This is a genomic window from Streptomyces sp. NPDC001020 (assembly GCF_053599115.1).
Genome location: NZ_JBSFLQ010000022.1, coordinates 76,970 through 101,194, shown reverse-complemented (window position 1 = coordinate 101,194; position 24,225 = coordinate 76,970). Strand labels below are relative to the sequence as shown.

Here is a 24,225-nt window from a genome sequence, read left to right as displayed (position 1 = left end):
GCGGGGAGGCGGTGTGTACCGGGACCCGCGTGTCGGTCGCTCAGCCGCCCGCCACGGGCCGGGCCGACGCGGTGCCGCGCGACACCCGGTCCGAGTGCGGCGGCCGTCGGCTGCCCGCAGGCGTGACCGGAGTGCGCTCCGAACGGGCCGTGTGCGGGCCAGGAGCGAGGTAGACGGGTGACCGGGGCGTACGGGTGGCGGCCACCTGCTCCCGGGCCTGCACGTCCTTGTCCACGGCCACGCGCGGGAGGGCGACCGGTGTGGGCGTGCCGACCGGGACCGGTCCCGGGACGGCACGGCGGCTGCGCCAACGGTCCCGCAGGGCGAAGATGCCCGTCTCCGCGCGGGCGATCAGCGGCTCGAACCAGGGCAGCGCCAGCAGGATGAGCAGCCCCGCGGCCCAGCCGAGGAGCACGTCGCTCAGCCAGTGCGTACCGAGGTAGACCGTGGTCAGGCCGACGCCGAGGGAGGTCACCGCGGAGAGCGCGGACAGCCACCGCCTGGCCCGCGGCGTCGAGGCCAGATAGGCCAGGATGCCCCAGGTCACCACGGCGTTCGCGGTGTGGCCGGAGGGAAATATATCGCCGCCGCTCCACATCTCGTTCGATCCGATGACGGTCGCGTAGTGCGGCCCGAGGCGGCCCATGCCGTACTTGGCGGCACCCACCGTGGCGTTCAGCAGGAGGAGCGCCGCGCCCAGCGAGAGCAGCGGGCGCAGGGTGTGCTGCCGCCAGGAGCGCCAGCCCAGCCAGGCCGCGACCATCACCGCGGTCGGGCCGCGCTGGCCCAGGACCACGTAGTAGTCGAGGAACGCGTGGATCTGCGGCCACTGCTGGTAGGGCCGGAAGAACATGACCTGCCAGTCGAGCCGGACCAGCCAGGAGGAGACGACCACGGCCCACACGATCGCCGCGTAGAAGGCCAGAGTCGCCGAGAAGAGAACCACTCGGTGCCGGCTCATCCTGGGCACATCAATGTGGGCCGGTCGTTCCGGCTCACGGTCCAACCGGGCGAACACCCGGTCCAGACGGCTCAGCTTTGGTTCGGTACACACGTCAATCGACGTTACAGCCGGTGAGCAGCGCGCCCGGCCGAATCACCGGATTTGTGATGACGATGTGATGTGGGATTCCTCTCAACAACAGGGTGATTTCTGGGAATTCGGCAACGGTGTGGTACCGGCGTTCAATTCACCATGGGCTCTGGGCTCGCGCATTTTATTAATTCGTTCGCCGAATGCCGGGGTGGAATTATCCGGCCGCTCACCTGTCCCGGTGAAGTGGATCACGGCGGACCGGAGCCGTTCAGCCAGAACGCCCCGTAGAGGGCCGACGCGGCCCCGACAGCGCCGAGAACCGTCGCCGACCTGGAAGGACGCACCCGGGCAAGGGCTCGGGCGAGGGGCAGCAAAAGGGGGAAGGCGGGCAGTAGCAGGCGCGGTTTCGAACCGAAGTAGCTTGACGCGCACAGGGCGAGTGCGGTGACCACACCTGTGTACACGAGCAACGGCAGCGGTTGGCGCTGCCGTACGCACACCACGTACAACCAGACGATCAGCGCGACCCCGACGATCAGCCCGACGCCGGCCAGAGCCGACGGAAAGGATGTGAACTTGTCGGCGACGAAGCGGGCGAAGGCATAGCCGCCGTCGAAGCCGTTCCGCCAGCCGGCCTGGACGTCCAGATAGCCGAGGGGGCCCTTGCCGGTGCGGTGGCCGACCCAGAGGACGTAGCCGGCGGCACCGAGGGGAGCGAGGAGCATACCGACGGCGTGACGAAGGGGCGGCGCGCCGGTCGTCGGGTGTGTGCGCCGGTCCCGTAGGTACGAGGCGAGGGCGGCCGCCCACACGGCCGCGACGACGGCCGCCCCCACCGGCCGGGTCAGCCCCGCCAGCGAGGCGAGCACGCCCGCCGTCACCCACCGGCCCGTCAGGACCGCGTACAACGACCAGGCGGCCAGTGCCGTGAACAGGGACTCGCTGTACGCCATCGACTGCACGATCCCGACCGGCAGCACCGCCCACAGCAGAACCGCACAGACGCCGACGCGACGGTCGTACACATGCTCCGCCACGGCGAAGATCCCCCAGGCCGCGGCGAGAGAGGCGAGCGTGGCGACGAGGAGGCCCGCGTCGGGGTACGACAGTGGGGTCAGCGCCGCGCCCACCCGCTCCAGCCAGGGCAGCAGCGGGAAGAACGCGAGATTCGAGTGCACGTCGCCGTTCGGGAGGCGGACCTCGTAGCCGTAGCCGAGCTCGGCGATCCGGGTGTACCAGAGCGAGTCCCAGCGGGCGGTCAGCAGGGTGTGTGCGCTCGTGCCCCGCGCCGCGCTCCACAGCGCGAGCGCGACGAGGCCCACGGCGCGGACCGCCGCGTACCCGGCCAGGGCGGGGGCGGCCCGGTGCACGGCGCCGGTGCGAGGCGGCGCCAGGCACGTTTCAAGATCGGTCACGCGCTCGATTATCGACGTTCAAGGGAACCCGAGATGTTCCTCGGCGTATTGGCGCAGGGGGGCGTGTTGTATGCCACACCCCCTTCCCGCCGCACATGAGAGGTCCGCCACGCGACGGCCATCAGAACTCGCGTACGCTTGCGGATCACTCGCATTGTTGCGTGGGCCATGGGAGAACCGCTCCTCCCGGCCGCAGCCGCGGGCAAGTCCCCATCCCGTGGATCCGCCGAAGCGAGGGACCATCTGGGAGGTACGTACATGTCCGGGACGACCACGGCTGCCCTTGCGTCGCGCCGTCGGGAGACCGGGGACGGTGCGCGCCGCTGGGTCGTCCTCGTGGTCCTCTGCGTGAGCCTGCTGCTCGTCGCCGTCGACGCCACCGTGCTGCACGTCGCCGTGCCCGCCGTCACCGAGGACCTCAAGCCGGGCGCGATAGAACTGCTCTGGATCGTCGACGCCTATCCACTCGTCTGCGCCTCGCTGCTGATCCTCTTCGGCACGCTGGGCGACCGGATCGGCCGCAGACGGGTCCTGCTCGCCGGATACGCCCTCTTCGGTGTGGCCTCCGGTGTCGCGGCCCTCGCCCAGGACGCGCATGTGCTGATCGCGGCACGGGCCCTGCTCGGCGTGGGCGGCGCGATGATCATGCCCGCGACCCTGTCCATCCTGCGGCACGTCTTCCCCGACCGGCGCGAGCGGGCGCTGGCGATCGGCATCTGGAGCGCGGTGGCCGCGGTGGGCGCGGCGGTCGGACCGCTGCTGGGCGGCTTCCTGCTGGAGCACTTCTGGTGGGGCTCGGTCTTCCTCATCAACATCCCGCTGATGCTGGTCAGCCTGCCGGTCGGGCGGCTGCTGCTGCCGGAGTCGAGGGGCGAGGGCGACGGCCCGTGGGACGTGGTCGGTGCGCTGATGGCGGCGGCCGGTCTCTTCGTCGTGGTCCTGGGCGTGAAGCGGCTCGGTGGCGAGGCGCCGTTCGGCCTGTGGACGCTGCTGTTGCTGCTGGCGGGTGCGGCCCTGCTGGTCGCGTTCGTACGCCGTCAGCGCCGCCGCGCGCACCCGCTCGTCGACCTGCGGATGTTCGCACGGCCGGCGTTCAGCACCTCGGTGGGGTGCATCGTGCTGGCCATGCTGGCGCTGGTCGGTCTCGAACTGATCGCGGCGCAGTATCTGCAGCTGGTCCTGCGTCTTTCCCCGCTGCAGACGGGTCTGCGCCTGCTGCCGCTGACGTTCGCGGCGATGGCGGCGGGGCTGGCCGGCCGGAACATGCTGCAGCGCTTCGGCCCGCGGCGCATGGTCGTCTTCGGCTTCTGCCTCACAGCCGGAGCGGTGACCGCGCTGACCGCGATGGGCGGGCACGACAACCCGGGGCTGCTGTTGTCCGGTTTCGTCCTGCTGGGCTTCGGGCTGGAGACGACGCTCTTCGGGGCGTACGAGTCGATGCTGAGCGAGGCGCCGCAGACCCAGGCCGGCGGGGCGGCGGCGGTCGGGGAGACCTCGTACCAGCTGGGCGCGGGCATCGGGATCGCGCTGCTGGGCAGCGTGATGAACGCCGCGTACGCGCCCGGCCTGTCGTCGGTGCCGGGTGTTCCGGCGTCGGCTTCCGCGGCCGCCACCCATTCGCTGGGGGAGGCTTACGACGTTGCCGACCGCCTCGGCGGCACGCGCGGCGCGGCCCTGCGTCACGCCGCCCGGGAGTCCTTCGTGCACGGGCTGCATGTGACGCTGCTGGTCAGCGCGGCGCTGTTGCTGCTGGGAGCGGTGATGGCGCTCCGGTTGCCGCGAGTCATGAACTGCGAGCCGCCCGCGGCGGGCCCGATGAACGTGGTCCCGGCGCCCCGGGAGGCCCCCCAGGAAGCCCCCGGCAAGGCCACGGACTCACCCGTCTCGGCGTAGCCGCCCCACCCTTCCGCGCGGCGCACGCCGACGGCCCTGGCGCACCTCTGCCCCGCGATCGCCGCCCCGATACTGGACGCACAGTACGGCGCCCCGTAGCGTCGGCCACGTCCCTTGGTTAGCGCTGCTAGTTTTCAGTGTCACGGAGGCTGTCCATGTCCGCGTCCTCGACGTTGCCGCCCTTCGACCCCGCCGATCCGCTCGGGATCGACGACCTGCTGGATGCCGAGGATCTCGCCATTCGTGACACCGTGCGGGCCTGGGCGGCGGAGCGTGTGCTGCCGAACGTCGCCGACTGGTACGAGCGGGGCGAACTGCCTCAGATCCGTGAGCTCGCCCGGGAGCTGGGCCGGATCGGCGCCCTCGGGATGTCGCTGAGCGGGTACGGGTGTGCCGGGGCCGGCGCCGTGCAGTACGGGCTCGCCTGCCTGGAGTTGGAGGCCGCCGACTCCGGGATCCGGTCCCTCGTCTCCGTGCAGGGATCACTGGCCATGTACGCGATCCACCGGTTCGGGAGCGAGGAGCAGAAGCAGCAGTGGCTGCCCCGTATGGCCGCCGGCGATGTCATCGGATGCTTCGGGCTCACCGAGCCCGACCATGGCTCCGACCCGTCCGCGCTGCGCACGTACGCCAAGCGTGACGGGTCCGACTGGGTGCTGAACGGCCGCAAGATGTGGATCACCAATGGGTCGGTCGCAGGCGTCGCCGTCGTGTGGGCGCGCACCGACGAGGGGATCCGCGGGTTCGTCGTCCCCACCGACCGTCCCGGGTTCGCCGCCCCCGAGATCAAGCACAAGTGGTCACTGCGGGCGTCCGTCACCAGTGAGCTGGTTCTCGACGACGTGCGGGTGCCCTCCGACGCCGTACTGCCGGGCGTCGTCGGGCTCAAGGGGCCGCTCACCTGTCTCTCCCACGCCCGGTACGGGATCGTGTGGGGGGCGATGGGGGCCGCCCGGTCGTGTTTCGAGGCGGCTGTCGAGTACGCGAAGACCAGGGAACAGTTCGGCAGGCCCATCGGCGGGTTCCAGCTGACCCAGGCCAAGCTCGCCGACATGGCGGTCGAACTGCACAAGGGGATCCTGCTCGCCCACCATCTGGGGCGGCGCATGGACGCGGGACGACTGCGTCCCGAACAGGTCAGCTTCGGCAAGCTCAACAACGTGCGTGAGGCCATCGAGATCTGCCGCACCGCGCGCACCATCCTCGGCGCCAACGGGATCTCACTGGAGTACCCCGTGATGCGGCACGCCACCAATCTGGAGTCGGTGCTCACCTACGAGGGCACCGTCGAGATGCACCAGCTCGTGCTCGGCAAGGCGCTCACCGGGCTCGACGCCTTCCGCTGACCGGACCCGAAGCGGGCAGGGCCGGTGAGCGGCCCTGCCTCAGCTCTGGTTGAAGAAGCCGTCGCTCCGCCGGCCTGCGGTGTCGCCGCTGACGATCTCCGTGTTCGCGGGAGTCAGCAGGAAGACCCGGGTGGAGACGCGGTCGATCGAGCCGTGCAGGCCGAAGATCAGGCCGGCCGCGAAGTCCACCACGCGCTTGGCGTCGGCCCCCTCCATGTTCGTGAGGTTCATGATGACGGGGACGCCGTCCCGGAAGAGCTCGCCGATGATCCGGGCGTCCCGGAAGCTGTCCGGGGTGACCGTGCCGATCCGGCGGCCCGTGTCCTGACCTGTGTCGGGCGCGATCTGCACGCGCGGGTCGGTCACCCAGGCGTCACCCTGCTCCTGACCCTCGGCGTAGTCGTCGTCGTAGTAACGCTCGTCATCGTTGTCGTCGACGAGGCCAAGCCAGGCACTCGCCTTGCGCACCGATCCCATGGACGCCTCCTCTCACAGCGGACTTTCAAGCCTTACGCGATCCCATGGTCGTCCATGATGCGGATGTGGCGCCAAGCGGATAGACGCCGCGCGGGGGATTCGTGACGGTACTGGTGCACAACGCGTCCGTCGAGAGCCCGCTTCCCCCAAGGGGCGTTCGGTATACGGCTGCTGACTGAGAGTGAAATATTATTTGCGGCGGCGTATGGGTGACGGGTCGTGCGTACGGGTGAACGAGGTGGCAGATACGATGCCGCAGCTCAACATCGCACGAGTCACGGGGGAGTGTCGTGTTCGGGATGGTACGGCCTTGTCGGCACCGGCTGGGCGAGGATCTCGGAACCCAGTGGATGGCGCATCTGTGCGGGCTGTGCCTCGCGCTGCGCGAGGACCACGGGCAGTTCGCCCGCGTGGTGACGAACTACGACGGGCTGCTCATCTCCGTCCTGACGGGGGCTCAGGCAAAGCGGACCACCGGATGGCGGCGCACCGCGGGTCCCTGTCCGCTGCGCGGTATGCGCACCGCATCCGTCGCGCGGGGCGAGGGGGCGCGACTGGCGGCCGCCGTCTCGCTGGTACTCGCATCCGCCAAGGTGCGCGACCACGCGGCCGACGGAGACGGGCTGTTGGCGCGCAAGCCGGTGGCACTCGCCGCGCGCCGGGTCGCCACGAGCTGGGGCAGGGCCGGAGCCCGCGCCGGCTCCGCCGTCGGCTTCGACACCGCCGTGCTCGTGGACGCCGTGGACCGTCAGGTCGGCATCGAGGCGCTCGCCGGGCCCGGCACCCCGATCCTGACCGTGACCGAGCCGACCGAGACCGCCACCGCCGCCGCCTTCGCGTACACGGCGGTGCTGGCCGGGCGCCCCGGCAACGTCGAGCCGCTCGCAGAGGCCGGCCGGCTCTTCGGGCGGCTCGCGCATCTGCTGGACGCCGTGGAGGACCAGGAGGCTGACGCCGCGTCGGGTGCCTGGAACCCGCTCACCCACACCGGGACGTCGCTGGAGGAAGCCCGCCGCCTGGCCGATGACGCCCTGCACGGGATACGGCTCGCGCTGCGTGACGTCACCTGGGGGTCCGGGGGATCCTCCGAAGGACACGGCACCGACCGACGGCTCGCGCACGTCCTGCTCGTGCACGAACTGCGGCGCTCGGTGGACCGGGCTTTCGGGGCCGAGTCATGCGGGCATGCCGTCGAGGGCGCCTTCGGTCCACCGCAGCAGGGCGGTCCGTACAGCCCGCAGGGCCCCTACGCGCCACCCCGGCACCCCCAGGACTCGGGGGGTCCGCCCGACGGGAACCCCTTCGGTGGCGAGCCACCGCGCCCCGACAGGCGGGGCCTGTGGGCCGGGTGCGCGGCCGCCGCCGGACTGTGCTGCACGTGCAAGGTGTGCTGCGCCGACGAGTTCGAGGGGCCCTGGTCGCGGAAACGGCGGGAGGGCTGGTGCCAGGGCGGCTGCGACTGCTGCGACGGGTGCGGCAACGCCTGTGAATGCTGCGGGAACTGCTGTAGCTGCGGTGACGGATGTGACTGTGGCTGCGACTGCTGAGCCACGCCCGTTTGCCCGGCTGCCCCTCAATCCGCCTGATGCACCGACGGGGTGAGTGATGCGCGGCCGAAAGGTGCCCTTGCGCCGATCGGCCGCGCGCCCGAATACTCCCCTCTAGTGCTTGTCAGGGGCACGGCATGTTCGGAATCCGGACCTACTGCCCCTGGCTGCGCCTCACGGGCCCCAACCCCACGTGGGCCCCCGAATTCCCTTGGAGGGAACGAAAAGTGAGGATCAAGCGCACCACCCCCACAACCAGGGCCGCGAGATGGACCCGGCTTGTCGCCGTGGCCACCGGTTTCATGGCCGCGGCCGCGTTCGCCGTCCCCACCGCGAACGCGAGCGACGCACAGACCTTCAGCGCGACCCAGCTCAGCAGTGTGAGCGACTCGGTACTCAAGTCCGATGTCGCGGGCACCGCCTGGGCCGTCGACCCGGCCACGCATCGCGTGGTCGTCACCGTCGACAGCAGGGTCTCCCAGGCCGACATCGCGAAGATCAAGAAGGCGGCGGGCAGCAATGCCGGCGCCCTCACCATCAAGCACACGCCGGGCCGGTTCAGCAAGCTGATCTCCGGTGGCGACGCCATCTACGGCGGCGCCTACCGCTGCTCGCTCGGCTTCAACGTGCACAGTGGAAGCACCTACTACTTCCTGACCGCCGGACACTGCGGGAAGGTCGCCTCCACCTGGTACTCCAACTCCGGTCACACCACCGTGCTCGGCACGAACGTCGGCTACACCTTCCCCGGCAGCGACTACGCGTTGGTGCGCTACACCAACTCCTCGATCGCGCACCCGAGCGCGGTCGGCAGCCAGACCATCTCCAGTGCCGCCACCCCGAGCGTCGGTACGACCGTCTACCGGCGCGGCTCCACCACGGGTACGCACAGCGGCAAGGTCACCGCACTGAACGCCACCGTCAACTACGGCAGTGACGGCATCGTCTACGGCATGATCCAGACCACGGTCTGTGCCGAGGGCGGCGACAGCGGCGGTCCCCTCTACAGCGGATCCGTGGCCTACGGCCTGACCTCCGGCGGCAGCGGCAACTGCACCTCCGGTGGCACGACCTTCTTCCAGCCGGTCACCGCGGCCCTCAGCCACTATGGCGTGAGCGTCGGCTGACAACCGGCCACCTACCGCAGCCAGCGGTGGGCGAGCCCCCGTACGCAACTTGCGTACGGGGGCTCGCTCTTGCTCACATTCCGGAGTTACCGTCAAAAGTGCGCGCGGCGAACGCGTGCGAACTCCCCTGAGTACGCCCACTTCGGACCCTGGGGGGCCGACATGGTCGAGGAACTGGTGGCGGCGGGAGTGGCCCTCGCGTCTGCCGGCGCCGTCTACGCGATGGCGGCGGCCAGGGTCGTCAAGCAGTACGAGCGGGGAGTGGTGTTCCGCCTCGGGCGGCTCAGGCCCGAGGTGCGCGGGCCCGGATTCACGATGGTCGTGCCCTTCGTCGACCGGCTCCGCAAGGTCAACATGCAGATCGTGACGATGCCGGTGCCCGCGCAGGAGGGCATCACCCGGGACAACGTCACGGTGCGCGTGGATGCCGTCGTGTACTTCAAGGTGACCTCGCCGGCCGACGCGATCGTTCAGGTCGAGGACTACCGGTTCGCCGTCTCGCAGATGGCGCAGACCTCGCTGCGGTCCATCATCGGCAAGAGCGAGCTGGACGATCTGCTGTCCAATCGCGAAAGGCTCAACGAGGGGCTGGAGTTGATGATCGACAGCCCGGCCGTGGAGTGGGGCGTCACCATCGACCGCGTCGAGATCAAGGACGTGTCGCTGCCGGAGACCATGAAGCGTTCCATGGCCCGGCAGGCCGAGGCCGACCGGGAACGGCGGGCCCGGGTCATCAACGCCGACGCGGAACTCCAGGCTTCCAAGAAGCTGGCGGAGGCGGCACAGCAGATGTCCGAGTCCCCGGCCGCGCTGCAACTGCGACTGCTGCAGACCGTGGTGGCGGTCGCCGCCGAGAAGAACTCCACGCTCGTCCTGCCCTTCCCGGTGGAACTGCTGCGGTTCCTGGAGCGGGCGCAGCAGCCGGTGGCGGAAGCGCCCCGGCGGCAGGCTCCGGCGGCGCCCCAGGCGGCCGAGCAATCGGTGCAGGAGCAACTCCCGCTGCCCGTCCCCGCGCTGAATGAAGACCTCGAGGGGACGAAATCCGGACAGGACTAGACCTCGCAGGCCGCGCATGGATGACCAACCGTCAGTGTTTGCAACGGGAACGGAGCGCGGTGCGACCAGGCAGGGTCATCTCATCGGGAACGTAGGCCCGTTGATGGACAAGCGTCCTGAAGTCGACCTTGTGTGCGCCCTGTCGACCTCGGAATAGTGGGCGCCGCACGTCGGGTACGGATGTGGCTGTTGTGGTGCGCCGCCCCGTTCCCGTACGCCTTTCGGCCGCGGCGGCCCCCCACCATCTCCCCGCGGTCGACCCCCCACAGGAGGACGTGAGTTGAAGCACCGACGCATACCCAAGCGGCGCGCGGCCCTGGCCGGCGCCGGCGTTGCCGCACTGATCGCCGCGGGTGTCACCTTCCAGAACGCGAACGCGAGTGAGACTCCGAAGGCCGAGACGCCCCACACCCTCTCGGTCGCCGCGGCTGGAAAGCTCGCCTCGTCGCTCGACAAGGACCTGGGCGCCGGTACGGCCGGAACGTATTACGACGCGAAGGCGAAGCACCTCGTCGTCAACGTGCTCGACGAAGCGGGCGCGAAGAAGGTCAGGGCGGCCGGGGCCCAGGCCAGAATCGTCCGGCACACCCTGAGCGAACTGGCGGGCGCCCGCACCACGCTCACCAAGGACGCGACCATCCCCGGCACCTCGTGGGCGACCGACCCCCGCAGCAACAGGGTCGTCGTCACGGCCGACAAGACCGTCTCGCAGGCCGAGTGGGCGAAGCTCACCAAGGTCGTCGACGGCCTGGGCGGACGGGCCGAACTGCGCCGGTCCAAGGCGGAGTACAAGGCGTTCATCGCGGGCGGTGACGCGATCAAGGGTTCCGGCGGGCGCTGTTCGCTCGGCTTCAACGTGGTCAAGGGCGGCCAGCCGTACTTCCTCACCGCCGGACACTGCACCGAGGCGATCTCCACCTGGTCGGACTCCGACGGCAAGGAGATCGGCCAGAACGAGCAGTCCAGCTTCCCGGGCACCGACTTCGGTCTGGTCAAGTACACGGCGGAGGTCGACCACCCGAGCGCCGTCGACCTCTACAACGGCTCCACGCAGGCCATCACCAAGGCGGGCGATGCGACGGTCGGCGAGAAGGTGACGCGCAGCGGCTCGACGACCCAGGTGCACTCCGGCACGGTCACCGGCCTGGATGCCACCGTGAACTACGCGGAGGGCACGGTCAGCGGCCTCGTCCAGACCGACGTCTGTGCCGAGCCCGGTGACAGCGGTGGCGCGCTCTTCGACGGCGACACCGCGATCGGCCTCACCTCCGGAGGCAGCGGCGACTGCACTTCGGGCGGTGAGACCTTCTTCCAGCCGGTCACCGCGGCGCTCTCTGCGGTGGGCGCCGAGATCGGCTGACCCCTCCCGCCGGCCTGACGAAGTCCCGCCCCCCGCATTTCGGGGGGCGGGACTTTCATCGTCTGGCCGGTGCCTGTTCCGGGCCGCCGGCCAGTGTGGCGGGGCGTACGGCTCCTGAGCCGAAGCGGTGGCGGGCCTTGTCCGCGGCGGCCTCGGCGGCGCGGGAGCGGTCGTCGCCGGGGTCCATGGAGAGCTGGCGGTGAGCGGCCTCGGCCGGCGACAGGTCGTCGGCGCGGATCGCGAAGGCGCGTACCCTCGCCCGCTGCAGTCCGAGGCCGGCCAGCAGGCCCAGGGCGGCCTCGGCGAGGGCGGGTGAGTGGTCGGTGAGTTCCGTCAGCTTGCGTGTGCGTGTGGTGGAGCTGCGGTCGGCGTATCGCACCGTGAGGGTGATACGCCCGGTGACCTGGCTTTCACCGCGCAGGCGTCTGCCGATCTGTTCGGCGAGGCCGAGGACGGCTCGGTGATGCTGGGCGGGATCGAGGCAGTCCCGGTCGAGCACGAGATCGGCGGTCAAATGTGCCGCCGGTTCCAGCGGGGTGACCGGACGGGGGTCGTGACCGCGGGCGCGTTCGGACAGCAGTCGTGCCTGGCCGACGCCGAGGAGGCGTTGCAGGGTCGCCGGCGGCAGATCGGCGATCTGGCCGATGGTGTGCAGACCGTACCGGTCGAGGGTGGTCGCGGTGACGCGGCCGATCCCCGGCAGCGCGATGACCGGGCGGGGGCGCAGCCAGTCGGCGGCCTGGTCGGTGGGGACCCAGGTGGTGTGTCCCGGCGCGGACGTGTCGGCCGCCATGGCGGCCAGCATGCGGTTGCCCGCGAGTCCGGCGCTGGTTTCGATGTCGTAGAGGGCCTTCAGCCGGAGCATCGCCATCTGGAGCACGTTGTAGGGGGACTGGTTGAAGTACCTGAGCGCCGAGGTCAGGTCGAGCTGAACGGCGTTCGGCGGGACGGCCTGGACATGAGGCGTGATGCCTGACATCAGTTCGATGATGTCGTCGAGCTGGGCCTCCGTCAGCGTGGCGTGCAGATGGAGGTGGGCGATGTGCCGCTGACGCGTGGCCATTCCGCACTCCCTGGGTTCACCAGACGCCTCACGTGTCTCGGGCGTTCCTTGTTTCCACCGTAGACCTTGTTCGAATATTTGTGCGACTTCGAGGGCTGCGTCAGCGGGCGGACCCGGGTGTAGTCGAAGTGGACGCGCAGAGTTGCAGGAACGTATCTTCCGGATGCTGTGCGTGAGCCTCGGGGAGAGTCGTGCACGGCGCTTCCACGTCTGTGCCTGTCTCGTACGTCCCGGGGGACCCGTATGCTCTGTGCCCGCTGTCGCCATGCCGCCGCCGTGCCCGAAGGCACCCTCTGCGCCCAGTGCGCCATCACGCCGCCACTCGGCCCGTCGCACGTAGGTGCCCCCGGGGCCTGGCTGCGGTCGCCGGTCGGTCTCGGCCGGGCCGCCGCCGCGGCGCTCGGACTCGTCATCGCCGCGGACCTGTTCTCCATCTGGGCGGACTTCCTGCAGTTCGACGTCACGGGCGACCTCATGGACGGCGTCATCGGCCCCGACGTGACCCGGCGCGCCGACCACGCCGACGACATGTACGGCGTGTCCGGCATCGCTCAGGTCGTCACGCTGGTGATCAGCATCGTCGTGTACCTCTGCTGGTTCTACCGGGTGCGGGTCAACGCCGAGGTGTTCGACCAGTCCGCGCACAGCAAGTCGCGCGGCTGGGCGATCGGCGCCTGGTTCACCCCCGTCGTGAACCTCTGGTTCCCGCGCCGGATCGCCCTCGACGTCTGGGACGCCAGCACCCCCTGGGCCGCGCGCCGCTCGCACGGACTGGTCAACGCCTGGTGGTCGCTGTGGATCGTCTCGCTCCTCGCCGACCGGGCCGCCTACACCTCGTACGACCGCGCAGAGACCGCTTCGGCACTGCACGACGCGTCCCGCACGATGGTGTTCTCCGATGCCGTCGATGTCGCGGCCGCGCTGCTCGCCATCGCCGTCGTGCTGCGGCTGACGCGGATGCAGCACCAGAAGGCGCTGGCGGGACCGTTGCCCGTGTGACACGTCAGCCTGCCGAACCGGGGCTGGTGTAGCCGAGCTTCCTCAGATCGGCCGAACGGCTGCCGGCCGGCTGCAGGTCGGCGTACGGGTGCAGCCGGGCGCCTGTGGTGCCGTTGGCCAGGGTGCGCTGCGGCTGGGCGGGAGTCGGGTACGGGTGGTCGGCCCCGAGCAGGGCGAGCGCGGCCTCCGGGCCGTGGTCACGGCGGGCGGCGGCGATCTTGTCCAGGTCCCAGGCCATGGTGCCGACGACCGTGCGACGGGTGCCGCGTACCTGGACCGTGCCCCGCACCAGCAGCAGCCCGCTGTGGAAGACGGTGTGCGCGCAGGCCGGGTGGGAGTCCTCGAAGAACGCCAGGTCGACCAGGCCGGAACCGTCCTCCAGGGTGACGAAGATGACCCGCCTGCCGCTGGCGATCGGCGGGGTCTGGGTCGCGGCCCGCACACCGGCGACGAGGACCTGCCGGCCCGGGCGCATACCGGCCAGATGTGCCGCGTCGGTCGCGCCGATCTCCCGCAGCAGCCGGTGGTGGTGCTCCATCAGGTGCTTGGAGACGTCGATACCGAGGGTGCTCAGTTCCGCGCTCAGGGCCTCGCGCCCGGTCATCTCCGGCAGACCGCTGGGCTCCGCTCCTCCGACGGCTCCCGCGTCGAGGGGCAACTGGCCCGTGCCCGCGGACCGGGTGCGGGACTGCCGGTGCAACTCGGAGATCTGCAGCAGTAGATCGCGTCGGGTCAGCTGTCCGTCGTGCAGGCAGTCCAGCGCGCCGATCTGAGCGAGGCGTTCGGCGACGGGCCTGCTGGGGTGGGCCCGCTGCCAGAAGTCCGACAGCGATCCGTACGGCCGGCCCTCCTCGATCCGTGCGCACTGGCCCTCGCTGATGCCGTGCACCGCGGACAGCGCCAGCCGCACGCCCCACTGCCCCGACTCGGTCTTCTCCACGGTGTGCTTCACCCCGGAGCGGTTGATGTCGACGGACAGGACCGGCACACCGTGGCGGCGGGCGTCGGCGACGAGGACACGCTTGGGCCACATGCCGGGGTCGTGCTCGAGGAGGCCGGCCAGCAGGAACGCCGGGTAGTGCGCCTTGAGCCAGGCGCTCTGCAGGGCGGGCACGGCGAAGGCGACCGCGTGCGCCCGGCAGAAGCCGTAGGCACCGAAGGCCTCGACGGTCTTCCAGACCTCGTCCAGGACCGCTGGGCTGTAACCGCGGGCGCGCGCCTGGCGATGGAACCAGTCCCTGATTCCGGGCAGCCGCGCCCTGTCGCCGAGCGCCCGCCGGGCGACCTCGGCCAGGGAACGGTCGCAGCCCGTCATCACCGACAAGGTCTCGATGATCTGCTCGTGCCAGATGGTCACACCGTAGGTGTCGGCGAGCACCGGCTCCAGGTCCGGGTGGGCGTACTCAGGCGAGCCTCCGTGACGTGCGGCGATGTACCGCTCGGGCATGCCTCCGGCGACCGGCCCGGGCCGGAAGAGGCTGATGTCGGCGATGACGTCCTGCGGATCGCGGGGCTGCATCCGGGAGAGAAGGTCCTGCTGGCCAGGGGATTCCAGCTGGAACAGGCCAAGGGTCCGACTCTCCTGGATGAGCTTGAACGCGAAGACGTCGTCGAGCGGCACCTGCCGTGGGTCGTCCAGGTCGATGCGGTTGCCGGTCGTCCGTTCGATCTCCGCGACGGCATGGGCCATCGCGGACTGCATCCGCACGCCCAGGACGTCCAGCTTGATGTTGCCCAGCGCCTCGATCTCCTCCTTCGCCGCCATCGCCATCGGGTAGTCGCCCTGAGGGGTCGGCTGCACCGGCAGCCGGTCCAGGAGCGTCGCGTCGCTGATGACCACACCGCAGGGGTGCATGGCCATGCCGTGGACCAGGGAGTCGAGCCCCTCGGCGAGCTCCCACAGCGGCCCGTACCGGTCCGCCTCGGCCGCCAACTGCCGCAGTTCGGGCAACTCGGCGAGCGCACCGGTGATGTCCGAGGCCCGCAGATGCGGGAAGCTCTTGGCGATCCGGTCGACCTCCGCCGGCGCGATCCCGAGTGCGAGACCGGTGTCCCGCAGGGCCCGGCGGGCCCGGTAGGTCTCGGGCATCGCGGTGACCGCCACCCGTTCCGCACCGAACCGGTCGAAGATCGCGTCGTAGCACTCCAGCCGTCGGGCGGACTCCACGTCGATGTCGATGTCGGGCAGCGACGCCCGGCGCACGCTCAGGAAGCGTTCGAACAGCAGGTGGTGGTCGAGCGGGTTGGCGGTGGCGATGCCCAGCGCGTGGCAGACCATCGACCCGGCGCCCGAGCCGCGGGCCGCGACCCGGATGCCCTTCGCCCGGATGTCGGCCACGACCTGGCCGACAGCGAGGAAGTAGGAGCCGTAGCCCAGCCGGGAGATCACGGCGAGTTCCTCGTCCAGCCGGTCCAATGCGGGCCGGTCGTGTTCCAGGCCCCGCCGGGCCAGGCCGTCCTCGCACCGCTGCCGTAGCAGCCGTGCCGCGCCGCCCGGTCCGGGCTCGGCACCGAACACTTCCGGTTCCGGGAGATGCGGTGTGCCCAGGCCGAGGTCCGCCGCGGGGTCGACCGTGCACGCGGCCGCCGTGGCGGCGGTGTCCGCCAGCAGCCGACGTGCCCGTCGGTCATCGGCTCCGGCGCATTCGGCGACCAGCCGCGCGATGCCGGCCATCCTTCCTTCGTCCTTGAGCCAGCGCTGCCCGCTGTCCAGGCGGCGCCGGTCGATGGGCCGCAGCAGCCGCGCGGCGTCCAGGACGTCGGCGAGGCGATGCTGGTCCGGGTCCGCGTAGCGGACGGCGTTGGAGAGTACGGCGGTGGTACCGGTGCGGTCGGCCAGTGTCAGGGTGCGGGCGGCCAGGCGAAGCGACCCGGGCCCGGTGCCGGAACGTTTGTGCACGACGGCTTCCAGCCGGACCCCGTCGCCGAAGATCTCCCGCCAGGGCGCCAGCAGCTTCACCGCGACGTCCTCCCGGCCCGCCGCCAGCGCCCGCACCGGCTCCGAGAGCGGCCCGAGCAGCACGATCAGGTCGGGGCCGCCGTGCTCGCGCAGCGCCTGCCACGGCACGACCGGCGCCCTGCCGCCCACGGCACCGGCGTGGGCGGCCGAGGTGATGCGGCACAACCGGGCCCATCCGGTCCGGTTCCGGGCGAGCAGCACGACCCGCAGCGGCGGTTCGACCACATGCGCGCCACCGCGCGCCGGGGTGCGGCGGCGCTGTGCCGGGGGAGGGGGCGCGAGGGCTTCCACCGCCAGGTCGACACCGAAGACCGGCCGGATCCCGTCCCTGGCGCAGGCCTCGGCGAACCGTACGGCACCGGTGACCGTGTCCCGGTCGGTGAGCGCGAGCGCCCTCATGCCGCGTTCGGCTGCCCGTCGGACGAGGTGCTCGGGATGGGCGCCGCCGTACCGCGCGGAGTAACCGGACGCGACATGCACATGCGCGAAGTCCGCCATGTCGCACCTCCATCACTCCACCCTATTTTCGACTATTCGCCCGAAATATCTGTCGCACTTGCGTTCGATTACTCTAACCCCATCATCCCAGGTCGGCGACATGATTCGAACGTGAGATCGGTTTCGAGGTGATCGGGGAAGCGGGCCGAACGAGCGCTGCCCCGTCATCTTCATGACGGGGCAGCGGAGTTGGGGTGACCTGGGTGTCAGTGCGCCCAGGGGGGAGTGATGCGTGTGCCGTCGGCGAGTTCCGCCTCCAGGCCGATGGAGGTGGTGACCCAGGAGACGGCGACCTCGTCCGTCGGGTTCTCGACCCCCAGGGTCGCGCCGGGGTTGATGATCACCGTGTCACCCGCGGTGATCCGTTCGGTCTGGCCGTCGAGCGTGATCAACAGCTCCCCGCCGAGCAGGTGGAAGATCTCCTCCCGGGTCACGGTGTGGAGGGGGGCGCGGGTGCCCGCGGGGATCTCGCCGCGCCAGGCGCACAGCTCCTTGCTGCCGGTCGCGGGGGTGGCGTACGAGATGAAACGGGCGCCGTGCATTTCGTGGGTCACGGCTTCGGGTGAGCGGACGATGGGCATGGGTGTGCCTCCGTCGAGAGATGGTCAAGTTGCTTGACTGTAATAATAGTCAAGCTGCTTGACTATCTGTCAAGGATGTTTCAATGCCTTCGTGCAGAACTCCGAGGCCATGGCCCTGTCCGCCGCCTTGCTCGCCGTCGCCGGTGAGCTCACCCAGCGCATCCATGACGGTGTCGTCGCCCGCGGCTTCGAGGGGGTGCGGCCCGCGCACGGATTCGCCTTCACCCGGCTCGCCCCGGACGGCGCGACCGTCACGGAGCTGGCCGCCCATCTCGGGGTGACCAAGCAAGCCGCGAGCCAGCTCGTCGACGAGTTGGTGCGCAAGGGGTACGTCGAGCGTCGGCCGCATCCCGAGGACGCGCGAGCCCGGCTCATCGTGCTCACCGAGCACGGTTGGGAGTGCACCCGGGCCGCCGAGGAGGCCGCGGCGGAGGCTGTGCGGCCCTGGGCGGAACTACTCGGGGAGCGCGAAATGCGTGCTCTGCGAGGACAGTTGCTGCGCATGGCGCCCCGTGGGCCGATCCGGCCTGCCTGGTGACCGAGTGTCACGCGGGGTCGGTTCGCTTCCAGGAATAGCGGGCACCGTCGGCCGTCACCGGAGTTTTTACCGACACGTAACTTCACGCGCGGGCTACTCGTTCGTAACTTGACGGGTGAACAGCATCCTCGTGATCCGGATCACAGGGCGCAAGGTCTTCACATCTTCCGTGAGCCGCAAGGAGATCACCCGATGCTGCCCTGGAAACGCATGCTCAGACCGCTGGCCGCGCTGCTGCTGACCGCCGCGGTCGCCGTCATTCCCACCGCCACCGCCGAAGCCGCCGCACCGAGCGGGGGGTGGAACGACTACTCCTGCAAGCCGTCCGCCGTCCACCCCCGCCCGGTGGTCCTCGTCCACGGCACGTTCGCGAACTCCGTCGACAACTGGCTGACCCTCGCGCCCTACTTGACGAGCCGCGGATACTGCGTCTTCTCGCTCGACTACGGTCAGCTGCCGGGCGTCCCCCTCTTCCATGGGCTCGGCCCCATCGCCACCTCCGCCGAGCAGCTCGGGGCCTTCGTCGACAAGGTGCTCACCGCGACCGGCGCGGCCAAGGTCGACATCGTCGGCCACTCGCAGGGCGGCATGATGCCCCGCCACTACCTGAAGTTCCTCGGCGGCGCCGCCAAGGTGAACGCCCTCGTCGGTATCGCGCCCGACAACCACGGCACCACCCTGAACGGGCTCGCCAACCTGCTGCCGTACTTCCCCGGTGCCGGGGACCTGCTCTCCATGGCAACGCCCGGGCTCGCCGACCAGGTGGCCGGCTCCGCGTTCCTGACCAAGCTCAACGCGGGCGGCGACACCGTGGCCGGCGTCCACTACACGGTCATCGCCACCAGGTTCGACGAGGTGGTCACACCGTACACCTCGCAGTTCCTCAGCGGATCGGACGTCCGTAACGTCCTGTTGCAGAACCTCTGCCCGGTCGACCTCTCCGAGCACGTGGCCATCGGCCTGTCCGACCGGATCGCCTTCCACGAGGTGGCGAACGCCCTCGACCCGGCCCACGCCACCGCGACCACCTGCGCGTCGGCGTTCAGCTGATCCCAAGTACCGTGCGTCACATGACAGATGTCAGGACAGACGCGGAGGTCAGGCCCGCCGTCGCCGCCGACGTACCAGCGGTGAAGGCCGTGACCGAAGCGGCGTACCACCACTACATCGAACGGATCGGTGTGGTGCCGCAGCCCATGGAGCAGGATCACTCGGCGGATGTGGCCGCGGGGCGGGTGTTCGTGACGGGGAATCCGGTGGCCGGCCTCGTGGTGGTGGAGGCGTACGAGGACCATCTCTTCCTCGACAGCATCGCCGTGCACCCCGACGCCTGGGGACGGGGTGTGGGACGGCGGCTGCTCGCCTTCGTCGATGCACGCGCGCGTGCGCTGGGGCTGCCCGAGGTCAGGCTCTACACGAACGCGATGATGTGGGAGAACCAGAAGATCTACCCCAGGTACGGGTACGAGGTCGTGGAACGCCGCGTCGACGGACCGTACGACCGTGTCCACTACCGCAAGCGGCTGGGGTAAGGGTTCTCACGGCGTCGGGTGGCGGGCGGGATCAGCCGTCCGGCCACCAGACGCGTGCGATGTCCTTTCGCACCTCGGCACGCCCGGTGGGGAGTTCGTCGGCCTTCTCCCGCGTCCGGCGGGAGTCGGTCTTCTTCAGGGGCTTGTGCACGGTCACTCGGCGCATAGCTGCCTCCTTGTGCCTACCGGGTGTGCGGAGGTGGAGCCTTTCGGTGCGGCTCCTGATCGGTGGCGGGCTGTGTGTGGCGACTGCCGTGAAGCGATTGTCAGTGGTGACTGTCACTCTGGTGGCATGACCGGGTACATGACCAAGAAGAAGGTGGCCGAAACCTCGGCGGCCCCGGGCGCGGAGGTGAACTGGGACATCGAGGCCGCCACGTTCGACGACGAACCCGACCACGGGCTGCGCGACCCTGCGGTGCGCGAGGCCTGGGCCGCCCGGCTGGAGGCATGGCTGCCACCCCGTCCCGGTGACCTCCTGGACCTGGGCTGCGGCACGGGCAGCCTGTCGCTGCTGGCCGCCGAGCGGGGTTACCGGGTGACGGGGGTGGACCTGTCGCCGGCCATGGTCGAACTGGCCCGCGCCAAGACGGCGGGCCATGACACCGTGTTCCATATCGGTGACGCCGCGACCCCGCCGGTCGGCGAGCAGCTCTTCGACGTCGTCCTCGTCCGCCATGTGCTGTGGACCCTGCCCGACCCAGGCCGCGTTCTGCGGCACTGGCGGGGACTGCTGCGCCCCGGCGGACGCCTGGTACTGGTCGAGGGCGTGTGGGGGACGGTGAGCCCGGTCGGTGTGCCCGCCGACCACCTGACCGACCTCCTTGCGCCCCTCGCCCGGGACGTCCGCGTCGAGCGGCTGTCGGACGACGCCCGGCTGTGGGGGAAGGAGGTGGCCGACGAGCGGTATGCGGTGGTGGCGGAGGTCTGAGCACCGGGCTCAGGCGAACAGCGCCTCGAAGTCATGCTGACGGGCGAGGAGTTCGAGGGTGTCGAGGGCCTGCGTGGCAGCCGTCGCCGCCCGCGGGTCCGCCGTCGCCAGGCCGCTCGCCGCGAACTCGTCCTCGTCGAGGCGCAGTACGGTTGTGCCGTCGGCGGAGCGCCACAGGTCCAGGTCGAGGTCCTCGACGACCAGCTCGCCGCCGCGGAGCGTGGCCGGGCGGGTGATGTCGCAGTACCAGCCCTTCAGCACTCCCTGCCCGTCGCGGACCTCCTTCACCGCGTACCACCGGTCGCGCCAGTAGTACTCGGTGAAGACGTCACCGGGTTCGAACCGTACGAAGCCGAAGTCACGGACGCCGTCGCCCGCCCAGGGGGCGCGCACGGTGATCCGGGTGCCGTCGTCGTGGAGCAGCCCGGCAGGGTAACGGATCTTCGTGCGGCCCGCCTTGACGAGGACGACCTCCACCCGGGTCGTCACCTCAGCCGAGTTCGCGGACATACCGGACCTCCGTAGCGCAGATCTCGTAACCGAACCACTTGTTGATGGCGAGCATCGGGCCGTTGCCGACGTCGTTGCCCGTGAACGCCTGGGTGAACCCGGCGGCGCGGGCCCGGTGCAGGGAATCGTTCTTGGCGAGTTTGGCGAGGCCGCGGCCGCGGAAGGCGCGGGCGGTGCCGGTCATGGCGGTGACGTAGCGGTCCGTACCGTCCGTGTAGGCCACGCTGAAGGAGGCGGGGCGACCGTCGACGACCGCGACCGTGGTCAGTTCGCGGTTCAGGAGCGGATGCTTCCAGTACTCCTCGACCCAGGCTTCGTAGTCGGTGAACTCGGAGTCGATGTCGCCCGGTTCGTCCTCCATCGTCTCCGCGTCCAGCTCGAACAGCGGACGCGGATCGTCCGCGAAGTCGGCGCCGGTGCGCAGCTCGACGCCCGCGGGAAGGGTTCCGGGCGGCGGGAGCGTGGCCTGCGCCAGGTCCAGGCGCAGGAAGTGGGCGGAGCGGCTGCTCCGGTAGCCGTGCCGCTCGGCGAAGGCGCGGTTGGCCGGCTCGTCCAGGACCCAGGCGAACAGCCTGGTCGCGCCGAGGGAGGCCAGATACTCCTCCGCGGCGCGGACGAGGAGCTCGCCGGCGCCGCGCCGGGTCCTGTCCGGGCGGACGTAGACGTTGAGCTGGCCCTGGCCCGGCTCCGGGCTGTCGTGGGCGAGTCCGATCTGGGCCGTGCCGATCACCTCGCCGTCCTCTTCCGCGACAAGGCAGCGGCGGCGAGCGTCCGGGGGGCTGTGGAGGAGATGGTGGCGGACGGCGTCCGGCGTCCACAGGATGTACGGGAGCGCGAGGTGGCGGACACGGGCGAAGCCCTCCACGTCGGCCGGAACGTCGGGCCTGAGGTCGCGCACGATCACAGTCATGAGGGCGCACAGTACGCGGAACAAGCGCCGGAACGCTCATCATTTTCCTGAAGAGTGCGGGACAATCGCCCCGTGACCTTGAAGATTCACATCGACGGGAGCGCACCGCCCTACGAACAGGTGCGGATGCAGATCTCCGAGCAGGCCCGCTCGGGGGTGCTGCCGGTGGGCTACCGGCTGCCCACCGTGCGAGGGCTGGCCGAGTCCCTCGGCCTCGCGGCCAACACGGTCGCCAAGGCGTACAAGGCGCTGGAGGCCGACGGGGTGATCGAGACGCGGGGGCGCAACGGAACGTTCGTGGCCGCCGCCGGCTCAGCCGCCGAGCGCGAGGCGGCGGCAGCGGCGCAGGCCTATGCCGAGAAGGTACGGCGGCTCGGACTGGACGAATCCGCGGCGCTGGCCGCGATACAGGATGCCCTGCGGTCGGCTTACGGGGACTGAGGACGGGTTGCCGCCCGGGGCTGCGGGGCCGGGTCCGGCACCGTGCGGGCTCACGCCGTGCCCGCGGGCGTCGGCAGGTGTGAGGGCGTGCGGGTCACCGGCAGGCCTGCCGCCGTGGCCGCGCGGGCGAACGCCGTCGCGTCCAGGACCGCCGCCGCGTGCGGGTCGTTGTTGAAGTAGGCGTACACGTCCCGGCCCTCGGGCCAGGCCTCGGCGACGCGGTGGACCCAGGTCGTCAGGGACTGGCGGCCGTAGTGAGGCCACGGCCGGGCACGGCCCGCGTGGAAGCGGACGTAGCCCCAGTCGGCGGTCCGCCACAGCGGGGTGACCGGGCGGGACAGTACGTCGGCCCAGCACAGCGCCGCGCCCCGGGCCTCCAGCACCCCGCGCACCCGAGGCGTCCACCACGAGTCGTGGCGCGGTTCGACCGCGACCCTGGTGCCGGAGGGGAAGCGGGCGAGGCAGTCGTCGAGGAGGACCGGATCCACGCGCAGGGTCGGCGGAAGCTGCAGCAGGACCGGGCCCAGGCGGTCGCCGAGGCCTGCCGCGTGGCTCATCAGGCGGTGCACCGGCTCCTCGGGATCCCGCAGACGTTTGATGTGCGTCAGGTACCGGCTCGCCTTCACCGCGACCACGAAGTCCCGCGGCACCCGCTCCCGCCAGGACTCGAAGGTCTCCCGGGACGGCAGCCGGTAGAACGCGTTGTTGATCTCGACCGTGGCGAACCGTGTCGTGTACTCCTCCAGCCACAGCCGCATGGGTACGTCGGCCGGGTACAGGACGTCCCGCCAGTCCCGGTACTGCCACCCCGATGTGCCGACCAACAGGGTCATACGTCCATCAAAGCACCGGCCGCGCTCTTCTACAGGTAGAGCTGCAGGTAGAGCTACAGGTACAGCCCGGAGTCCGCATCCGCCCGCTGGTCCGGCACCGATGCGGGCGTTGTCCCCCGCCGCAGCGCGTACAGCTCCGCCAGTGTCGCGCCGTCGCGGCCCACGCCCTCCTCCCGGCCCAGCCAGCTCACCGCCTCCGTACGGGTCAGCGGACCGACCTCGATCCGGGCCAGGCAGCGGCCGGGGCGGACGACAGCCGGGTGGAGGCGTTCCAGGGCCTCGTTGGTCGTGACGCCCACCAGAACGTTCCTGCCCTGTCCCAGTAGTCCGTCCGTCAGGTTCAGCAGACGTGACAGCGCCTGGCCGGCCGTGTGCTTGGCCTCGCCGCGGATCAGCTCGTCGCAGTCCTCCAGCAGGAGCAGCCGCCAGCGGCCCTTGCCCGCCACCTCCTCCTCGCCGATCGCGATGTCCATGAGGTAGCCGACGTCCGAGAACAGGCGTTCGGGGTCCAGGACGCAGTCCACCTGGCACCAGTCCCGCCACGAGCGGGCGAGTGTGCGCAGCGCCGACGTCTTGCCCGTGCCCGGCGGGCCGTGCAGCAGCAGCAGACGGCCCGCGATGTCTTCCGGTGTCGTCTTCATCAGCCGGTCCATGGTGTCCGCCACCGGCGCCGTGTAGTTCGGACGGACCTCCTCCCAGGTGCCTGCCGAGATCTGACGCGTCGTACGGTGCGCGCCGCGCCTCGGCGACACGTACCAGAACCCCATCGTCACGTTCTCCGGCTGTGGCTCCGGCTCGTCCGCCGCGCCGTCCGTGGCCTGGTCCAGCACCTGTTCGGCCAGTTCGGCGCTGGTCGCGGTGACCGTGACGTCAGCGCCGCGGTTCCAGCGGGAGACCAGCAGGGTCCAGCCGTCCCCTTCGGCGAGCGTCGCGCTGCGGTCGTCGTCGCGGGCGGCCCGCAGCAGCCGGGCGCCCGGTGGCAGAAGAGTGGCCCCGGACCGTACGCGGTCGATGTTCGCCGCGTGCGAGTACGGTTGCTCGCCCGTCGCGAAGCGGCCGAGGAACAGCGCGTCGACGACGTCGGACGGCGAGTCGCTGTCGTCGACGGCGAGCCGGATCGGCAGAGCGTCGTGTGGGTTCGCGGACATGCCGCCATGATCCGTCACTCAGGCG

23 protein-coding genes are annotated in these 24,225 nt (G+C 70.7%); 12 read left to right on the top strand and 11 right to left on the bottom strand.

Annotated features, from left to right (window positions below; all coding sequences use genetic code 11):
• Nucleotides 1-40 precede the first annotated feature (40 nt).
• Both ACWDEX_RS21875 and ACWDEX_RS21870 read right to left on the bottom strand, forming a co-directional pair.
• Nucleotides 41-1,054, bottom strand: a complete 1,014-nt coding sequence (locus tag ACWDEX_RS21875) for a phosphatase PAP2 family protein (RefSeq protein ID WP_450465379.1) — start codon at nt 1,052-1,054, stop codon at nt 41-43.
• 230 nt (nt 1,055-1,284) lie between these two features.
• Complete coding sequence (locus ACWDEX_RS21870) at nt 1,285-2,451, bottom strand: glycosyltransferase family 39 protein (protein WP_450465377.1); 1,167 nt, start codon at nt 2,449-2,451, stop codon at nt 1,285-1,287.
• Nucleotides 2,452-2,709: 258 nt separating this feature from the next.
• Between ACWDEX_RS21870 and ACWDEX_RS21865 the strand changes: the two genes are divergently transcribed.
• Nucleotides 2,710-4,344, top strand: coding sequence for an MFS transporter (locus ACWDEX_RS21865; protein ID WP_450465376.1), 1,635 nt, complete (start codon nt 2,710-2,712; stop codon nt 4,342-4,344).
• A gap of 155 nt (nt 4,345-4,499) precedes the next feature.
• The gene (locus tag ACWDEX_RS21860) at nt 4,500-5,690 is read left to right on the top strand and encodes an acyl-CoA dehydrogenase family protein (protein WP_450465375.1); all 1,191 of its coding nucleotides are present in this window, start codon (nt 4,500-4,502) and stop codon (nt 5,688-5,690) included.
• Between the two features lie 39 nt (nt 5,691-5,729).
• On the opposite strand, the gene ACWDEX_RS21855 is transcribed toward ACWDEX_RS21860, so the two are convergent.
• Nucleotides 5,730-6,167, bottom strand: coding sequence for a cell division protein SepF (locus ACWDEX_RS21855; protein WP_450465374.1), 438 nt, complete (start codon nt 6,165-6,167; stop codon nt 5,730-5,732).
• Between the two features lie 299 nt (nt 6,168-6,466).
• Here ACWDEX_RS21855 and ACWDEX_RS21850 point away from each other — a divergent pair, with 299 nt between their 5' ends.
• From ACWDEX_RS21850 to ACWDEX_RS21835, 4 genes are all read left to right on the top strand, one after another.
• Complete coding sequence (locus ACWDEX_RS21850; protein ID WP_450465440.1) at nt 6,467-7,714, top strand: DUF5685 family protein; 1,248 nt, start codon at nt 6,467-6,469, stop codon at nt 7,712-7,714.
• Between the two features lie 227 nt (nt 7,715-7,941).
• Nucleotides 7,942-8,841: a S1 family peptidase gene (locus ACWDEX_RS21845; protein ID WP_450465373.1), complete on the top strand. Its 900-nt coding sequence runs from the start codon at nt 7,942-7,944 to the stop codon at nt 8,839-8,841.
• 162 nt (nt 8,842-9,003) lie between these two features.
• A complete protein-coding gene (locus tag ACWDEX_RS21840) occupies nt 9,004-9,897 on the top strand; it encodes a slipin family protein (RefSeq protein ID WP_450465372.1) in 894 nt (297 codons plus the stop codon).
• A 280-nt stretch (nt 9,898-10,177) separates the two neighbouring features.
• Nucleotides 10,178-11,257: a S1 family peptidase gene (locus tag ACWDEX_RS21835; RefSeq protein WP_450465371.1), complete on the top strand. Its 1,080-nt coding sequence runs from the start codon at nt 10,178-10,180 to the stop codon at nt 11,255-11,257.
• A gap of 55 nt (nt 11,258-11,312) precedes the next feature.
• On the opposite strand, the gene ACWDEX_RS21830 is transcribed toward ACWDEX_RS21835, so the two are convergent.
• Nucleotides 11,313-12,320 (bottom strand): DNA polymerase Y family protein, encoded by a 1,008-nt coding sequence (locus ACWDEX_RS21830; protein WP_450465370.1) that lies wholly within the window; start codon nt 12,318-12,320, stop codon nt 11,313-11,315.
• Between the two features lie 276 nt (nt 12,321-12,596).
• On the opposite strand from ACWDEX_RS21830, the gene ACWDEX_RS21825 reads away from it, so the two are divergent.
• Nucleotides 12,597-13,319 (top strand): DUF4328 domain-containing protein, encoded by a 723-nt coding sequence (locus ACWDEX_RS21825; protein ID WP_450465369.1) that lies wholly within the window; start codon nt 12,597-12,599, stop codon nt 13,317-13,319.
• Between the two features lie 4 nt (nt 13,320-13,323).
• On the opposite strand, the gene ACWDEX_RS21820 is transcribed toward ACWDEX_RS21825, so the two are convergent.
• Together ACWDEX_RS21820 and ACWDEX_RS21815 are read right to left on the bottom strand one after the other, a co-directional pair.
• Nucleotides 13,324-16,776, bottom strand: a complete 3,453-nt coding sequence (locus tag ACWDEX_RS21820; RefSeq protein ID WP_450465368.1) for a DNA polymerase III subunit alpha — start codon at nt 16,774-16,776, stop codon at nt 13,324-13,326.
• Nucleotides 16,777-16,982: 206 nt separating this feature from the next.
• Nucleotides 16,983-17,357 carry a cupin domain-containing protein gene (locus ACWDEX_RS21815; protein WP_450465367.1) on the bottom strand — a complete coding sequence of 125 codons (375 nt, stop codon included), beginning with the start codon at nt 17,355-17,357 and terminating at the stop codon, nt 16,983-16,985.
• Nucleotides 17,358-17,448: 91 nt separating this feature from the next.
• Here ACWDEX_RS21815 and ACWDEX_RS21810 point away from each other — a divergent pair, with 91 nt between their 5' ends.
• The 3 genes from ACWDEX_RS21810 (at nt 17,449) to ACWDEX_RS21800 (ending at nt 19,427) form a co-directional block, all read left to right on the top strand.
• Nucleotides 17,449-17,895 (top strand): MarR family winged helix-turn-helix transcriptional regulator, encoded by a 447-nt coding sequence (locus tag ACWDEX_RS21810; RefSeq protein ID WP_450465366.1) that lies wholly within the window; start codon nt 17,449-17,451, stop codon nt 17,893-17,895.
• A gap of 192 nt (nt 17,896-18,087) precedes the next feature.
• On the top strand, nt 18,088-18,945 hold the full coding sequence (locus tag ACWDEX_RS21805; RefSeq protein WP_450465365.1) for a lipase family alpha/beta hydrolase: 858 nt from the start codon (nt 18,088-18,090) through the stop codon (nt 18,943-18,945).
• A 20-nt stretch (nt 18,946-18,965) separates the two neighbouring features.
• Nucleotides 18,966-19,427, top strand: a complete 462-nt coding sequence (locus tag ACWDEX_RS21800) for a GNAT family N-acetyltransferase (RefSeq protein ID WP_450465364.1) — start codon at nt 18,966-18,968, stop codon at nt 19,425-19,427.
• A 31-nt stretch (nt 19,428-19,458) separates the two neighbouring features.
• Here the strand turns inward: ACWDEX_RS21800 and ACWDEX_RS21795 are convergent, their stop codons facing one another.
• Nucleotides 19,459-19,593, bottom strand: a complete 135-nt coding sequence (locus tag ACWDEX_RS21795) for a hypothetical protein (RefSeq protein ID WP_450465362.1) — start codon at nt 19,591-19,593, stop codon at nt 19,459-19,461.
• Nucleotides 19,594-19,719: 126 nt separating this feature from the next.
• Here ACWDEX_RS21795 and ACWDEX_RS21790 point away from each other — a divergent pair, with 126 nt between their 5' ends.
• A complete protein-coding gene (locus tag ACWDEX_RS21790) occupies nt 19,720-20,358 on the top strand; it encodes a class I SAM-dependent methyltransferase (protein ID WP_450465360.1) in 639 nt (212 codons plus the stop codon).
• A gap of 9 nt (nt 20,359-20,367) precedes the next feature.
• Here the strand turns inward: ACWDEX_RS21790 and ACWDEX_RS21785 are convergent, their stop codons facing one another.
• A complete protein-coding gene (locus ACWDEX_RS21785; protein WP_450465359.1) occupies nt 20,368-20,868 on the bottom strand; it encodes a DUF402 domain-containing protein in 501 nt (166 codons plus the stop codon).
• Complete coding sequence (locus ACWDEX_RS21780) at nt 20,849-21,778, bottom strand: GNAT family N-acetyltransferase (protein WP_450465358.1); 930 nt, start codon at nt 21,776-21,778, stop codon at nt 20,849-20,851. Before ACWDEX_RS21780 ends, ACWDEX_RS21785 begins: the two co-directional genes overlap by 20 nt.
• A gap of 72 nt (nt 21,779-21,850) precedes the next feature.
• Here ACWDEX_RS21780 and ACWDEX_RS21775 point away from each other — a divergent pair, with 72 nt between their 5' ends.
• Nucleotides 21,851-22,219, top strand: coding sequence for a GntR family transcriptional regulator (locus ACWDEX_RS21775; RefSeq protein WP_450465357.1), 369 nt, complete (start codon nt 21,851-21,853; stop codon nt 22,217-22,219).
• Nucleotides 22,220-22,269: 50 nt separating this feature from the next.
• On the opposite strand, the gene ACWDEX_RS21770 is transcribed toward ACWDEX_RS21775, so the two are convergent.
• The gene (locus ACWDEX_RS21770) at nt 22,270-23,052 is read right to left on the bottom strand and encodes a DUF72 domain-containing protein (protein WP_450465356.1); all 783 of its coding nucleotides are present in this window, start codon (nt 23,050-23,052) and stop codon (nt 22,270-22,272) included.
• A 53-nt stretch (nt 23,053-23,105) separates the two neighbouring features.
• On the bottom strand, nt 23,106-24,200 hold the full coding sequence (locus tag ACWDEX_RS21765) for a DUF5925 domain-containing protein (RefSeq protein WP_450465354.1): 1,095 nt from the start codon (nt 24,198-24,200) through the stop codon (nt 23,106-23,108).
• Nucleotides 24,201-24,225 lie beyond the last annotated feature (25 nt).

What these genes read in the sequence shown, in the direction of transcription:
- ACWDEX_RS21865 (WP_450465376.1), top strand. Translation starts at nt 2,710, where the DNA reads ATGTCCGGGACGACCACGGCTGCCCTTGCGTCGCGCCGTCGGGAGACC.
- ACWDEX_RS21860 (WP_450465375.1), top strand. Translation starts at nt 4,500, where the DNA reads ATGTCCGCGTCCTCGACGTTGCCGCCCTTCGACCCCGCCGATCCGCTC.
- ACWDEX_RS21855 (WP_450465374.1), bottom strand. Translation starts at nt 6,167, where the DNA reads ATGGGATCGGTGCGCAAGGCGAGTGCCTGGCTTGGCCTCGTCGACGAC.
- ACWDEX_RS21850 (WP_450465440.1), top strand. Translation starts at nt 6,467, where the DNA reads ATGGTACGGCCTTGTCGGCACCGGCTGGGCGAGGATCTCGGAACCCAG.
- ACWDEX_RS21840 (WP_450465372.1), top strand. Translation starts at nt 9,004, where the DNA reads ATGGTCGAGGAACTGGTGGCGGCGGGAGTGGCCCTCGCGTCTGCCGGC.
- ACWDEX_RS21830 (WP_450465370.1), bottom strand. Translation starts at nt 12,320, where the DNA reads ATGGCCACGCGTCAGCGGCACATCGCCCACCTCCATCTGCACGCCACG.
- ACWDEX_RS21820 (WP_450465368.1), bottom strand. Translation starts at nt 16,776, where the DNA reads ATGGCGGACTTCGCGCATGTGCATGTCGCGTCCGGTTACTCCGCGCGG.
- ACWDEX_RS21815 (WP_450465367.1), bottom strand. Translation starts at nt 17,357, where the DNA reads ATGCCCATCGTCCGCTCACCCGAAGCCGTGACCCACGAAATGCACGGC.
- ACWDEX_RS21805 (WP_450465365.1), top strand. Translation starts at nt 18,088, where the DNA reads ATGCTGCCCTGGAAACGCATGCTCAGACCGCTGGCCGCGCTGCTGCTG.
- ACWDEX_RS21800 (WP_450465364.1), top strand. Translation starts at nt 18,966, where the DNA reads ATGACAGATGTCAGGACAGACGCGGAGGTCAGGCCCGCCGTCGCCGCC.
- ACWDEX_RS21795 (WP_450465362.1), bottom strand. Translation starts at nt 19,593, where the DNA reads ATGCGCCGAGTGACCGTGCACAAGCCCCTGAAGAAGACCGACTCCCGC.
- ACWDEX_RS21790 (WP_450465360.1), top strand. Translation starts at nt 19,720, where the DNA reads ATGACCGGGTACATGACCAAGAAGAAGGTGGCCGAAACCTCGGCGGCC.
- ACWDEX_RS21785 (WP_450465359.1), bottom strand. Translation starts at nt 20,868, where the DNA reads ATGTCCGCGAACTCGGCTGAGGTGACGACCCGGGTGGAGGTCGTCCTC.
- ACWDEX_RS21780 (WP_450465358.1), bottom strand. Translation starts at nt 21,778, where the DNA reads ATGACTGTGATCGTGCGCGACCTCAGGCCCGACGTTCCGGCCGACGTG.
- ACWDEX_RS21770 (WP_450465356.1), bottom strand. Translation starts at nt 23,052, where the DNA reads ATGACCCTGTTGGTCGGCACATCGGGGTGGCAGTACCGGGACTGGCGG.
- ACWDEX_RS21765 (WP_450465354.1), bottom strand. Translation starts at nt 24,200, where the DNA reads ATGTCCGCGAACCCACACGACGCTCTGCCGATCCGGCTCGCCGTCGAC.